Source organism: Streptomyces sp. NH27, assembly GCF_056859195.1.
This window is the reverse complement of record NZ_JACEGK010000170.1, coordinates 1-13,942: the sequence shown is the minus strand read 5'-3', so window position 1 is coordinate 13,942 and position 13,942 is coordinate 1. Positions and strand designations below refer to the sequence as shown.

Genomic DNA, 13,942 nt, shown 5'->3' with positions numbered 1-13,942 from the left:
CGGTACGGGCGAGTTCGGCGAGTCGGACCTTCCCGGTCTCCGTGATCAGCGTCAACTCCGGTGCGAAGTGGCCGACTGTGGGGTGAGGATCGCTGAGACCCATGTCGTAGCGGACGTCGGTGCCGGCGGTGAGGTCGGCGAGGTGCTGGACGACCTGCTTGTGGGTGAGCAACTCGGTGAAGAGTTCGCGCAGGGCGGTGGTGTTGCTGCCCGGTGCGGTGAGCGCGGACTGCGCCTCGGCGTTGAGCACCATGCGGCGGGCGGCTTGGCGGCGCTCGGTGTCGTAGCTGTCGAGCAGGCCGGTGGGGGCGGTGCCGTGCAGCGCGGCGGCGAGCTTCCAGCCGAGGTTGGCGGCGTCCTGGAGGCCGAGGTTGAGCCCGGGGCCGCCACCGGAGGTGTAGACGTGGGCGGCGTCGCCGACGAGGAAGATCCGGCGGTCGCGGAACCGGTCGGCGACGCGGGTGTTGCCGCCGTTCAGCCGCCGCAGCACGTGCGGGCCCGTGCCGTCCGGCGGGCCGAGCGGCAGGTCCGCGCCGAGGACCCGCCGGATGCTCGACTCCATCTCGGCCAGGGTCATCGGCTCGTCCGTCGCGGGCTGGTCCCACTCGGTGGTGCTGACCAGCGGCGGCTGCCCGGGGAACGGTGCGTAGGAGAAGCCGCCCTGGTCGGTGCGGTGGGGCAGGAAGGGCAGGACCGGCGGGTGGCCGGGAACGGTGAGGGCGCCGTTGGCCGGATCGACCCAGCCGGCCGGGAGGGTGGCGTGGGCGGTGCGGTTGGTGCGCCGGTCGTAGCTGACGCCGGGGAACCCGATTCCGGTCAGCTTGCGGACCACGCTGTGCGCGCCGTCCGCGCCGACCACGTACCGGGCGCGGAGCTGCTGGTCGCCGTCGGGGCCGGTGACGTCGAGGGTGACGGTCTTGTCGTCCTGGGCGACGGCGCCGACCCGAACTCCGCGCCGCAGGTCGACGCCGAGTTCGCGGGCGCGCTCCTCCAGCACCTGGACGATGCGGTGCTGCGGGGCGGCCAGGCCGAAGACCGGACTGGCGTCCAGCCGGCCGAGGTCGAGGCCCATCGCGGCGAACATGAAGTAGGCGGAGTTCGGCCGCGGGGGTTCCGGGCTGCCGCTGAGCGGCTCGTGCAGGCCGCGGTGGTCGGCCAGCCGCACCACCTGGCCGAGCAGGCCGTTGGCCTTGGGTTCGGTGCTGGGCTGCGGGAGTTGCTCCAGTACGGTCGGGCGGATGCCGGCCAGGGCCAGTTCGCAGGCGAGCATCAGCCCGTTCGGCCCGCCCCCCACGATGATCACATCGGCGGTCACGTCATGTCTCCTTGGTGCGAACGGGCAAGGGTGGCGCCGGAAGCGGGGTGGCTCCCCCTCCTCGCTACGGGACCGGCAGGCCGGCGGCGAGCTGATCGAAGACCTCGGCCAGGACCGCGCCGAGTCGTACGGGTTCGGCTGCGCGCAGGCTGTGTTCGACGGCCGTCGCGCTGCCGGCCGCGACCACGGCCGCGACCAGCTTCGGGTACACGTCCCGCTCGGCGTCCGTGCCGGTGCGCCTTGCGACGGCCACCGTCAGCTCCTGCTGGGCCGCCGCGTTGGCCTTCACGATCTCGCCGGCCAGTGCGGGTTCGGCCAGCATCAGCCGTACCCCCTCGCTCCACCGCTCGTTGTGCGGCGCGGAGCCGTCCGACGGTACGAACTGGCCCAGCACGGCGTGAAACAGCGCGTCCCACAGGGGTTCGCCGGCCGGGCGGGCGAGCAGGTCGTCGGCGACCCGGTGCATGCGTTCCAAGTGGCTGGCGGCGATCGCCTCCGCCTTGCCGGCGAAGTAGTTGCGGAACGTGCGGACGGAGACGTTCGCCTCCGCGGCGATCTGGTCGACCGTCACGTCGGCCCAGCCGTGGATGACGCACAGGCGGATCGCCGCCTGGCTCAACGCGACCCGGGTCTCCCGCTTTTTGCGTTCGCGGAGGCCGGGTTCGGGTTCGGGTTGGGGTTCGGGCCGGGGCTGACCGCTTGCGCGGGGCTCGTCTTCGGGTGCCATGCGGGCAGCCTAGGATAAACTTGCCGCCGCGGCAAGATTGCCTTGGCGGCAATAATTTACCGGGCGGAGGTGCGCGGTACGGAGTGGGGTCGCATGCCGGGGCACGGCGCGGCTATCGCTGGGCGCCAGAGCTTCGCCGGGGGTGTTGCGACCCGGGCGAGGCTCTGGGGGAGAGCGGCGCCGACAAGCCCGCCACCGGGAGGTGGTCCCTCAGCCGACGGGACGGGGCGCCCGGGGGGTGCGCTACGCGATCCGCGCGAGATCGGAGGCATGGACGCTGCCGAGCAGACGTTCCCCCTTGATCCAGCGCTCGACCTCGTCGACGGCGTAGGCGCCGAGCCGTTGGACCTCGCTGCCCTGGCACCCGGCGATGTGCGGGGTGACGAGGACGTTCCGCATGAGGAGAAGCGGGTGGCCGTGGGGGAGCGGCTCGGGCTCGGTGACGTCGAGGTAGGCGTCGATCCGCCCGGTTCCGCACTCACGCGTGAGCGCATCCGTGTCGACGAGCCGCCCCCGCGCGCTGTTGATGACGGCCGCGCCGTCCCGCAGGAGGGCGAGTCGCTCGGCGTTGAGCAGGTGGTGGGTCTCCGGCAGATCGGGCGCGTGCACGGTGACGATGTCGCTGCGCCGGCAGAGGTCGTCCAGGTCGACGAGGGTGACCCCGAGGGCGTCGGCCTCGGCCGCGGTGACGTACGGGTCGGCGAGGAGCACCCGGAAGCCCGCCGCGGCGGTGAGCAGGCGGGTGATGACGCCCCGGCCGATGCGGGAGGCGCCGATCACGCCGATGGTCGCACCGTCGGCACCCTGCCGCAGATGGAAGACGGGCTGCCGTCCGGCGACGTACTCCGCGGCGGTGCCGAGCGCGCGGTGCGACGCGAGCCAGATCGTGGCCATGGTGTATTCGACGACCGGTGCCGCGTTGGCGTCGGCCGCCGAGGAGACGGCGATGCCGCGTGCCCAGACCTCGGGGGTGGCATGGCCGCGTACGCTGCCGGCCGCGTGGATGGCGGCGGCCAGCAGGGGCGTGCGGTCGAGCGTCGTGGCGTCGAGCACCGGGCAGCCCCAACCGGTCAGCAGCAACCGGGCGTTGGCGAGGGCGTCGGCCGCACCGGGGTCGGCCGGGTCGGTGACCGGCTCGGGGTGGACGTCGGCGAGCGAGTCGAGCCGGGCGCGCAGCGGGGCGGGCAGGACCAGGTCCAGGACATCCGGTCGCATCGCCAGCACCAGCTTCGGCCGCTCCGCCATGTCTGCTCCTCGCGTGTGGTGGTCGTGCTCGTGGTTTCCGGTGGTGCCTGTTGGGTCCGTCGTGCTCGTCGTGCCCGCAGCCGCGTGGCGCCCGCTGTGTCCAACGCGCCGGCCGCGTAGGCGAACTCGGCAGGCCCGCCAGACCTACCGGCTGCACCCGATCCGCCCTGCCCGCCGGGCCCGCCGCGCCGGACGGACCTACCGGATCGGTCGTGCCACCGGCGGACACTCCTGCTCGCCCGACAGCTCGTGTAATCGGTTACTTCATACTGCCCAAAGCCTAGGTCGACGCCCATGCGGCGTCAACGCCCGCCGCCGGCGCCCGGCGTGCCAGGCCGCCCGATTCGACCGTACAGTGCGCGAAGTTCGGCCAATACCGGGAGTTGTGCTCCGATCCGGGGCCGCTGCGTGGGGGCTTGGCCTGGCGTAGTAACCGGTTCAGATTCCGCGTTGCCTCAAGCGTCGAGGAGGACGCGATGGCGACTGCCGAACGGGACGCCGCCGGCCGCGCAGGGGTGGTCGGCGCGTGCGGCGTACGAGGGGGGCCGGCCGTGCGGCCCGCGGCTCCTGCCGTAAACGGTTGCGGCGGGAACTGGTCCTGCTGCTGCTCATGGGCCGGGGCTGGTCTACTTCCTGGTCTTCCGGTACGGCGCCATGACCGGAAACGTCATCGTGTTCAAGGGCTACGTGCCCTTCGACGGGCTGCGGGCCGGCGAGTGGGTGGGGATCGCCGATTTCCACGCGATCCTGGCCGCCCCGGCCTTCTGGCGCGCGGTTGTCAACACCCTGTGGACAGTGCTCCTCCAGCTCGCCTTCTTCTTCCCCGTCGCCACGGCCGCCACCCACGGCAGGAAGTACGGCCTCGGCTGGTCGATGCCGCTGCTGTACGGGACCGACGTGCACACCATGGCGTTCGGCGCCCGGTGGTGGCCGGGCGCAAGCCGATGCGCGCCCGGGACGACGCGGTCAGGAAGATGCGCGCAGGGCCTGGACCGGATGGCGGAGGAGTTCGCCAAGGACGATGCGGCCGACCGATGAGCGCGCCCGGCGCCCGGCAGGGCACCAGTACGCTGGGCGGCGGCGCGGTGGCGCGCGGTGGCTGCGACGGACTTCGGATGGCGGGAATGGCGGAGAGTTCACCAGGGCCGGGCGCGGCGTCGGGCGCGGGGCATGGCGCGGCGGGTCGCGGCAGCGGCAGGCGCACCATCCGCGATGTCGCCGACCGCGCGGGCGTGTCCGTCGCCACCGTCTCCCGGGTGCTGGCCGGCAACTACCCGACGTCCGCCGCTGCCCGCACCAAGGTGCTGCGGGCCGTGAAGGACCTCGACTACGTCATCGACGGCCGGGCCCGGGCGCTGGCCGGCACCGGCCCGAGGACCGTCGCGGTGATCGTCTCCTCGGTGGACAGCGCGTTCTACGCCGGCGTCGCGCAGGGCGTGGAGCAGGAGGCGGCGGCCCGGGGTCGGCTGTGCATGGTGTGCAGCCACGGCGGGGACGAGGCGCGCGAGCTGGCGCTGGTGCAGATGATGCGCGAACAGCGCGCCGAGTTCGTGGTGCTGGTCGGCGGCGCCGTCGAGGACGACCGCTACCGGGCCCGGCTCACCGAGTACGCGCACGGCCTGGCCGCCGCCGACTCCCGGCTGGTGCTGTGCGGGCGGCCCGCGCCCGGCCCCGACACGCCGGTGCTGGTGGTCGAGTACGACAACGAGGCCGGCGCGTACGCGGTCGTCAGCCACCTGCTGTCGGCCGGGCACCGCGACATCCTCTACCTCGGCATGATGCCGGGCCACTCGACCGTCGAGCCGCGGATCGCCGGGTACCGCAGGGCGCTGGCCGACCACGGCCTCGGTCCGGCCGCCGAGCGGATCGAAGGGACTGGCCTGGGCCGCGCGCACGGCTACGCGGCGATGCGGCAGATCCTCGCCGACTGCGGTGGCCGCCCGGAGTTCACCGCGGTCTTCGCCGGCGACGACCAGGTCGCGGCGGGCGCGATGGCGGCGATGCGCGAGTACGGCCTGCGCACCCCGCAGGACGTCTCCGTCGTCGGCTACAACAACGATGACCTCGCCCAGGATCTCAACCCGCCGCTGACCACGGTCAACATTCCCGCGTACGAGCTGGGCCGGGAGTCGGTGCGGCTGGCACTCGCCGAGAAGGCGGTCCGGGGCGAGGGCGGCGGCTCGGGCGCGCTCGCGCAGAGCCGCCATCTGCTCGGCACGCACACGGTGCTGCGCGAGTCGGTGGCCCCGCCCCAATCGCGGGACTGAGCGGGCCGCCGGGGGAGCGGCCCGGCGGTCGCGGGACGTGGGCGCGCGGCACTCGGGCGCCCGGGACCTGGTCGCCCGTCCGGGCAATGCGGCGCCCGGCTCAGCGGATGCGGACCGCGTCCGGCACGGCCGGCGGGAGCGCGTCGGCGGTCGCGTCGCCGAGCGCCAGCCGCATGTCCGCCTGCTGCCACAGCGGTGACTGCCAGCGGGCGGTGCCCTGTTCGGGCGAGCGCAGCACCGCGAGGGTCGGCAGTCCCGCGGCGTGCCCCTCGGCGAGGAGCACGGGCAGGTCGGGGACCGGGGCGAGCGCGGCGACGTCGTCGAGGACGAACGTCATTGGTGGGTCGAGCCGACCGGCGGGTGACCTTGCGGCCATGCGCCGGCCGTGCTCGACCACGCTGGAGACGAGTGCGGTCAGCAGGGGCATCGCACCCGGATGGGAACGCGGGTCCTCGATCCGTTCGCCCACCACATAGAGCGTTCCCCGTTCTGAGGTGAACGACTCCAGGTCGAGGCCACCGGACTTGGCGGGTGTGCACGCGTCGCGGATGTGCACCGAGTTGAGCGGTTCGAGGGTGTGCCGGATCAACGCCTGTGCGGCGTCGCGGCGTTCGGGGTGCGCGTGCAGCACCGACTCCAGCTCGCCGCTCCAGCCGTACGCGGCGTCGCGGTCGCTGCGCAGCACCCGCACCGCCTCCCCGGCGCTCGCCCCGCCGGCCGCCCACCGCTGCACCTGCCGGAACGGCCGCCCGTCCACGGCGGCCGCGTGCAGCCAGCAGCGCAGCAGCGTCACCGCCGCGTCGTGCACGATCGCCTCGTCGGCGCGGGCGGTACGCAGCGGTGCGAGCAGTGCGGCCGCGCGTATCCGGGCGGTGTCCGGCCGCTCGCATCCGCCGTGCGGCGCCCACCGCAGCCGCCCGGGCACGTCCACCAGGTGCGCCGGGTCGAAGACGTGCACCGGCCCGAGCTTCGCCCGGTTCCCGGCCGTCTGGTGGTAGGTGTCGGGGTCCGCGGTGGTCACCACCACCGGCCCGGCCGCGGCCAGTACGGCCGGCTGCACGACCCGCTTGGCCTTGTCGCCGCGCGGCGCGGCGAACAGCGCGTAGGTCCGGGTGACCTCGCCGTCGGCGAGCGCGGCCAGCGGGGCGGCGGCCGGGACCGGCGGTGGGGGAGTGGCCGCCGGTGACGCACCGGCGGGCACCAGGTCCTCGGTGTGCACCGGCGGGAACTGCGTGGTGGGCTCGTCCTCGGCCCCCGGCGCCCCGGGCGGCACCGCACGCGGCACCGTACGGAACCAGGCGTCCAGGCTCTCCCCGCCGGAGCGGGCGTACGGCTGCGGGGCGGCGTGGTGGCGCGGCTCGGGCACGTCCGCGGGATCGGTGCCGGTCGTGCCGGTCGTGCCGTCCGAGCCGAGTTGCTTCCCGGCCGCGAGCGCCGCCTCGTCCTCGGCGCCGTCCTGCGACTCGTACCCGAACTCGTCGTCGGCCGCGGCGGGTTCCGGCCCGCGGGCGGCCCTGGCGCGGCGGGGCGCCCGGGTGCGCGGCGTGCGCGGCGGGCGCTTGCCGCGCAGCCGCGCCACCGCGTTCAGCAGCCACACCACGAAGGCGAACAGCACCACGATCTGCCCGATGAGCACCCACCAGAACAGCTCCGCCCCCGGCAACTGCCCCTGCGGCACCTGCGGCCACGCGGCCGTCATGTCATGCGGCTGGGTGACCAGGTACCGCATTGCCCGTGGGGTGCGGGTGAAGTGCACGCCCTGCGGCCAGCCGCCGTGCGCGAGCACCGCGGAGATCCCCGTCGCCGTCCACACCAGCAGGGTCACGCCGAGCAGGAGGCCGATGATCCCGACGATCAGGCCGTCGGGCAGGCCCCCCGAACTCTCCTTCGTGCGCGCTGCCATGACCTCACGCCACCGCGTCGTCTGCCAGGTGCTTGGCGAGTGCGACCTGCGCCGCGTGCGCCTCCGCCCGGGCCTCGGCCTCCGCTTCCGCCTCGGCCTCGATCCCGGCCATGTGGTCCTGCGAGGACTCCGTCATCGCCCGGTCGGTGAAGACCAGCGGCCGTTCCGCCTCGGTGATCAGGTGCTTGACCACCTGTACGTTGCCGTTGACGTCCCACACCGCGATGCCGGGGGTGAGGGTCGGGATGATCTCCACCGCCCAGCGTGGCAGGCCCAGTACCCGTCCGGTGGCTCTCGCCTCGTCGGCCTTCTGGGCGTAGATGGTGCGGGTGGAGGCCATCTTGAGGATCGCCGCGGCCTCCTTGGCGGCGGCGCCGTCCACCACGTCGGACAGGTGGTGCACCACCGCCACGAACGACAGGCCCAGCCGCCGGCCGAACTTCAGCAGCCGCTGGAAGAGCTGCGCCACGAACGGCGAGTTGATGATGTGCCATGCCTCCTCGACCAGGAAGATGCGTTTCTTCCGGTCCGGCCTGATCCAGGTGTGCTCCAGCCACACACCCACGATCGCCATCAGGATCGGCATCGCGATCGAGTTCCGGTCGATGTGCGAGAGGTCGAAGACGATCAGCGGCGAGTCCAGGTCGATGCCCGCGCTCGTCGGCCCGTCGAACATCCCGCGCAGGTCGCCGTCGACCAGCCGGTCCAGCACCAGCGCCACGTCCAGGCCCCAGGCGCGCACGTCGTCCAGGTCGACGTTCATCGCCTCGGCGGACTCCTGCACCGGGTGCCGCAGCCGCTCCACGATGTCGGTGAGGATCGGCTGGCGGTCCGTCACCGACTCGGCGACGTAGGTGTGCGCGACTTTCAGCGCGAACCCGGAGCGCTCGTCCAGGCCGCGCCCCAGCGCCACCTCGATGATGGTGCGCAGCAGGGCGAGTTGCCCGGTGACGGTGATCGCCGGGTCCAGCGGGTTGAGTTTGATCCCGCCGTCCAGCGCAGCCATCGGGTCCAGCCGGATCGGGGTCAGGCCCAGCGCCTGGGCGATCAGGTTCCACTCGCCGACGCCGTCCTCGCCCTGCGCGTCGAGGACCACGACCTGCCGGTCCTTGAACCGCAACTGCCGCATCACATAGGTCTTCTCCAGCGCCGACTTGCCGTTGCCGGACTCGCCGAGCACCAGCCAGTGCGGGGCCGGCAGCTGCTGGCCGTAGAGCTGGAACGGGTCGTAGATGTACCCCTTCCCGGAGTACACCTCACGTCCGATGATCACACCGGAGTCGCCGAGGCCGGGCGCGGCGGTCGGCAGATACACCGCCTGCGCCTGGCCGGTGGACGTGCGGACGGGTAGCCGGGTGGTTTCCACCCGGCCGAACAGGAAACCGGTGAACGCGTCCGTGATCGCAGCCAGAGGGTCCAGCATGGGCATCGGTGGCCTCCTCCTCCGGGCGGGCTAGCGGCGGATGCCGGTAGCGAACGGCAACGTATTCACGAATGCCCGGTGGTGCTCACGATCGCACCATTCGAGCTTCAAATACGACTTACCGGCGGAAGCGCGGATGGTGCGCTTGTCGCGCGCCAGCGCTTCCGGGGAGCGCGCGGACACCGTGATGTAGCCGACCAGGTTCACCCCGGCCGCGCCACTGGCCAGATCCTCGCCGCGCTGGTCGATCCGGCCGTGGTGGGCCACGTCCCGCGGGTCCACCACCCGGTTCATCTTCGCGGCCCGGCTCGCCTCGGCGTCGTCGTTGGTCTTCTCCGTCAGCATCCGCTCGATCGCCACGTCGGTGGGCTCCAGGTCCATGCAGACCGCGACGGTGCGGATCACGTCCGGGGTGTGCACCAGCAGCGGCGCGAGGAAGTTGACGCCCACCGGCGTCATCGGCCACTCCTTCACCCACGCCGTCGAGTGGTGCCAGGGCGCGCGCGTGCTCGACTCCCGGGTCTTCGCCTGGAGGAACGTCGGGTCGGTGGCGTCCAGTTCGGCCGGCCACGCGTTGCGGCGGGTCATCGCCTGGATGTGGTCGATCGGGTGGTCCGGGTCGTACATCGAGTGCACCAGCGACGACAGCCGGGCCTGGCCGAGCGGCTGCCTGACCCGGATGTCGGCCTCGGCGAGGCGGGCACAGATGTCGTTGAGCTCGCGGGCCATCACCGCGGCCAGACCGGCGTCCTTGTCCACCCGGGTGCCGCGGGACACGGTCGCATGGGCCATCGCGTTGCCCTCGGCGGCCAGTTCACGGGTGAAGTGCATGCACGCCACCAGGTAGGCGCGGTGCTGCTCGGAGGAGGTCGACACCATCGACTGGAGCTGGTCGTAGGAGTCCTGCAACCAGCGTGGCGCGTCCGGCTCGCCGCGCTGCGCCACGTCCTTGGCGTGCGCGTCCGGGTCGGCGGGCAGCGTGCGGGCCAGCATCTGGAGCCGCGTCACGAAGCCGTCGCCGTTGGCCACATGCTTCAGCAGGGTGCCGAAGCGTTCCACCAGGGCTTCTTGGTCCTCGCTGTCGCGCAGGCCCACACCCGGGCCCTCGATCTCGATCGCCGCGGTGACCGTACGCCGGTCCACGTGCAGCAGCACCGCGATCTCGTCCGGCCCGAACGGCGCGGCCAGCCAGGTGATCCGCCCGATGCCCGGCGGCGGACCGATCTCGATCTCCCGCCCGTCCATCTGGGTGCCCGCCTCCTGCGCCGAGGACCGGTACGCCGGCGAGACCCGCAGCATCCGCCGGTAGGCCCGGTTGATCTCGAACCAGCGGTAGAACGTACGCCGCCGGTAGGGCATGTACACCGCGGCCAGCGCCAGCACCGGCCAGCCGACCAGGCCGACGATGCGCAGCAGCAGCACCGGGATCAGCAGCCCGGACATCATGCCCAGCGCCGCCCCGACGATGATCAGCGAGATCTCGCCGGTCTCCCGGTTCTTGCCGACGATGGCGTTCGGCCGCGCCTTTCCGATCAGATACGTGCGGCGCGGCTGGGCGAACGGCTGGGTCGTCACCGGCGCTCACCTCCTTGGGAAGAGCCGTTGTTCGAACCCGACGCCGGTCCGCGGCCGGAGCCGGACCGGTACGGGGAGCCGCCGAGCGGGCCACCGCCGCCGGAGCCACCGCTCGGGCCGCTGCCGGAACCGCCACCCGAGCCGCCGGAGCCGCTGCCGCGGCTGCTGTGCGCGGCCATGCCGCCGGCCACCGGGTTGGCGGGCTGGCCGCCGCCCTGGGCCTGCTCCTGCGGGCCGCCGCGGGCGCTGTGCGTGGTGATGCCCTGCCGGACCAGCGCGGCCGGCGAGGAGATCACCGCGGCCGCGGAACTCTGGCCGCTCGCCTTGCGGTTGTTGCGCAGGTTCACCACGTCGTCGCCGAAGCCGGGCACGAACCGGTAGATCATCGCGCTGGCGAAGATCGCCAGCAGGATGATCGCCAGGCCCGACACGACCGCGGAGAACGAGTTGGGGCCGTTCTTCGACCCCGACAGCGCGCCGGCCAGACCCAGCACGATCACGATCACCGGCTTCACCAGGATCACCGCGATCATGATGCCGGCCCAGCGCCTGACGTGGTGCCACATGTTCTTGTCCACCAGGCCCGCGTACACCGCGGTGCCCAGCAGCGCGCCGACGTACAGCAGCGCCGCGCGGATCACCAGCTCCAGCCACAGCACGCCCGCGGCCAGCACCGACACCAGCGAGACCACGATCAGCATGACCGGGCCGCCGCCGATGTCGGTGCCCTTCTTCAGGGCGCCCGAGAACGAGCCGAAGAACACGTCGGTGTTCGACTTCGTGCCCGACGAGATCACGTCCGTCACCGCGTCCGTCGCCGAGACCACGGTGTAGAGCACCAGCGGGGTGAAGGCGGAGGCCAGCACCGTCAGCCACAGGAAGCCGACCGCCTCGGTGAGCGCCTCCGTCATCGGCGCCCCGCGCACCGCGCGCTTGGCCACCGCCAGCAGCCACAGGATCAGGGTCAGGATCGTCGAAGCGGCGAACACCACGGCGTACTGCCGCAGGAACTCGGTGTTCGTGAAGTCCACCTCGGTCGTCTTCGTCACCGCCGTGGAGAGCTTGTCGATCGTCCAGGAGGCGGCTTCGGCGCAGCCCTTGCCGAGGGAGGTGAGGGGGTCGAGGCTGCTGGTACCGCCGTCGCCCTTCGGTGCGACGGGGGTCGTGCCGCTGTTGCAGTAGTCCTTCGTGGGCCCTGACAGCAGGTTGCAGGTGTTGTCGGACGCGGACGCCGATGGTGTCGGCGTCGGCGTGGCCGAAGGGTCCGCCATCGCGCGCGTCGCGACGGTCCACAGCGCCGTCTGCAGGGTGAGGACGACTGCGGACAGGGGAAGGAGCCGGGCGCGGCCGCTACCTCGCATAGGTGAACCCTCCGTACTGCTGTACGGCACCCGCGATCTGGTCCGCCGTGGCGATCTGCTGGTCCCCGCTGACCGGCGCGGGCCCGTCCTTCTGGCTGGACGAGGCGATCTTCCAGTCCCCGCCGCCCTTGCCGCCCGCCGAGCCCGAGGCGTCCCACGCCAGTTGCTCGGTGATGGTGAACCAGGAGGCCGTGACCGGCTTGGTGGAGTCCTTGCCGGCCAGGCCGGCCAGCGCGGTGCACCAGACCTCGACCGTGGCCGTGTCAGCGGTGCTCGTGGTGGTCTTCGTGCCGACCGGGATCGTCCGTGAGACGAGCGTCAGGCCCTGCGGTGCGGAGCCGTCCGGGTTGAGGCCGAGGGCCTTTATCGCGCCCGTGGAGTACGCCTGGTCGAGCGAGCCCTGGAGGGTCGTGGTCGCCGAGGGGGCGTACACGGCCGCCACGATCCGGTGCCGGGCGGCCGTGTTGAACATGTCGACGCCGCCCAGCGCGACCGCGTAGTTGGCCGCCGCGGACTGGGCGCCCTGCTGGGTGTGGACGAACCCGGCCGGGATGCCGCCGGACTTGCCGGTGACGGGGCGTTCGCCGGTGGGCGCGGTCGCGGAGGTGGAGCCCTTCGCGGAGGAGCCCGCGCCGCTGCTCCGGCCGGACCCGGCGTCGTCGGTGGAGGACGAGGATCCGCCGCCGCGGGTGGCGAACGCCAGCGCCGCGATGAGCACGACGACGACGCCGACCACCGTGACCAGCGCACGCCGCGGCTGCGGGCGCCGCCCGGCCTGGCTGTGGCTGCCGTGGCCCTCGGGCATCCGGGTCCGGGTCGGGGGGCCGTCCTGGCCGAGGCTCATGGTGCGGTCGCCCCCCGGGGTGCCGCGGGCACGGCGCGGCGGCGCGTGTCACGGCGGAGCGTGTCGCGCAGGACGACAGCGCTGCTTGGTTGAGTGGGCATCAGCACGCAGCCTCGGTCGGGACGGTGGAGCCTGGGACGGGCTCCGGGAGGGGAACAGTGGCACCCGGAGGTGCCGGGAGGACGGTCCGGCGGTTCCGGTCGGGCCGGCTAGATCGCCATCCCGTAGACGATGGTGAACAGCGTGCCGAGGGAACCGATGATGAACACGCCGGTCAGGCCGGCGATGATCAGTCCCTTGCCCTGCTCCGCGCTGAAGGTGTCGCGCAGCGCGGTCGCGCCGATCCGCTGCTTGGCCGCGCCCCAGATGGCCAGGGCCAGGCACAGCAGGATCGCCACGGCCATGACCACCTCGACCATCACACGCGCTTCGTTGCCGAGGGAACCGAAGGGTCCCCAGTCCGGGGCGATGCCACCGATGATGGTGTTGATGTCGCCCTTCGCCGCTGCCAGAAACATGTAACTCACCACCCCGCTCGATCAGTTGACTCCCTCGCCGGGGCGCAAGGGGCCATCATCTATCTTGACGGAGGAATCCGCTGTTGGATGTCGACTGGGCGACTTTCTCGGCGGATTGTCCGTGTGATCCGGCCCGCAGGCGCCAGACTGGTGACGGACCGGTGTTCGAGGGACACAGATGACTACTGTGTGTATCACGAGCATCACCGTAGGGCAACGAAGAGGGTGGGATCGTAGAAGGATCGGAAGGGTGGGGACCTCGTGCGCCGGATCTGGCTCATCGTCATCATCGCTCTGGGCCTGTGCTTTTCGTTCCTCGCGCTGCTCGTGGTGGGCACCTTCTCGGCCGCCGCGGGGCTGACGGACGACGAGAACGGGCAGGCGGTGACTTTGGCCAAGGGTTCGGTGCCGGCCGAGTACCAGCCGATCGTGGCGAAGTGGGGCAACCTGTGCCAGGCGCTCAACCCGGCGCTGCTGGCCGCGCAGCTCTACCAGGAGAGCGGGTGGAACGCGCACGCGCAGAGCGGGGCCGACGCGCAGGGCATCGCGCAGTTCATCCCGGGCACCTGGGCCACCCACGGCATCGACGGCAACGGCGACGGCAAGGCCGACGTGTGGGACCCGCAGGACGCGATCCCCTCGGCCGCCACCTACGACTGCCAGCTCGCCGGCTACGTGAAGAACGTGCCGGGTGACAACACCGACAACATGCTCGCCTCCTACAACGCCGGCTCGTACGCGGTGATCAAGGCCGGCGGCATCCC

General features: G+C 72.6%; 12 protein-coding genes. 3 read left to right on the top strand and 9 right to left on the bottom strand.

Translation table 11 applies throughout. The annotated features are described in order from the left end of the window. From AC13HU_RS16140 to AC13HU_RS16130, 3 genes are all read right to left on the bottom strand, one after another. The coding region (locus AC13HU_RS16140) for an FAD-dependent monooxygenase (RefSeq protein ID WP_483042563.1) at positions 1-1,315 on the bottom strand (1,315 nt) is incomplete at its 3' end. A gap of 64 nt (positions 1,316-1,379) precedes the next feature. Then, on the bottom strand, positions 1,380-2,042 hold the full coding sequence (locus AC13HU_RS16135; protein WP_483042562.1) for a TetR/AcrR family transcriptional regulator: 663 nt from the start codon (positions 2,040-2,042) through the stop codon (positions 1,380-1,382). 243 nt (positions 2,043-2,285) lie between these two features. Continuing rightward, entirely contained in the window at positions 2,286-3,287 is a 1,002-nt protein-coding gene (locus tag AC13HU_RS16130) for a hydroxyacid dehydrogenase (protein ID WP_483042561.1), read from the bottom strand. Between the two features lie 654 nt (positions 3,288-3,941). Between AC13HU_RS16130 and AC13HU_RS16125 the strand changes: the two genes are divergently transcribed. Both AC13HU_RS16125 and AC13HU_RS16120 read left to right on the top strand, forming a co-directional pair. Further along, positions 3,942-4,325 carry a hypothetical protein gene (locus AC13HU_RS16125; protein WP_483042560.1) on the top strand — a complete coding sequence of 128 codons (384 nt, stop codon included), beginning with the start codon at positions 3,942-3,944 and terminating at the stop codon, positions 4,323-4,325. Next, on the top strand, positions 4,322-5,554 hold the full coding sequence (locus tag AC13HU_RS16120; protein ID WP_483042559.1) for a LacI family DNA-binding transcriptional regulator: 1,233 nt from the start codon (positions 4,322-4,324) through the stop codon (positions 5,552-5,554). Before AC13HU_RS16125 ends, AC13HU_RS16120 begins: the two co-directional genes overlap by 4 nt. Positions 5,555-5,654: 100 nt before the next feature. Here AC13HU_RS16120 and AC13HU_RS16115 read toward each other — a convergent pair whose 3' ends face one another. From AC13HU_RS16115 to AC13HU_RS16090, 6 genes are all read right to left on the bottom strand, one after another. Then, the gene (locus AC13HU_RS16115; protein ID WP_483042558.1) at positions 5,655-7,457 is read right to left on the bottom strand and encodes a type IV secretory system conjugative DNA transfer family protein; all 1,803 of its coding nucleotides are present in this window, start codon (positions 7,455-7,457) and stop codon (positions 5,655-5,657) included. Between the two features lie 4 nt (positions 7,458-7,461). Next, positions 7,462-8,880 (bottom strand): ATP-binding protein, encoded by a 1,419-nt coding sequence (locus tag AC13HU_RS16110; protein ID WP_483042564.1) that lies wholly within the window; start codon positions 8,878-8,880, stop codon positions 7,462-7,464. Between the two features lie 30 nt (positions 8,881-8,910). Further along, entirely contained in the window at positions 8,911-10,455 is a 1,545-nt protein-coding gene (locus AC13HU_RS16105) for an SCO6880 family protein (protein WP_483042557.1), read from the bottom strand. Then, entirely contained in the window at positions 10,452-11,816 is a 1,365-nt protein-coding gene (locus AC13HU_RS16100) for a hypothetical protein (protein WP_483042556.1), read from the bottom strand. The genes AC13HU_RS16105 and AC13HU_RS16100 overlap by 4 nt, the downstream gene beginning before the upstream one ends. Next, a complete protein-coding gene (locus tag AC13HU_RS16095; RefSeq protein WP_483042555.1) occupies positions 11,806-12,660 on the bottom strand; it encodes a hypothetical protein in 855 nt (284 codons plus the stop codon). Before AC13HU_RS16095 ends, AC13HU_RS16100 begins: the two co-directional genes overlap by 11 nt. A 209-nt stretch (positions 12,661-12,869) precedes the next feature. Next, positions 12,870-13,178, bottom strand: coding sequence for a hypothetical protein (locus AC13HU_RS16090; RefSeq protein ID WP_328467452.1), 309 nt, complete (start codon positions 13,176-13,178; stop codon positions 12,870-12,872). 261 nt (positions 13,179-13,439) lie between these two features. On the opposite strand from AC13HU_RS16090, the gene AC13HU_RS16085 reads away from it, so the two are divergent. Further along, positions 13,440-13,942, top strand: a 503-nt coding sequence (locus AC13HU_RS16085; protein ID WP_483042554.1) for a lytic transglycosylase domain-containing protein, incomplete at its 3' end; no start/stop codon positions are given.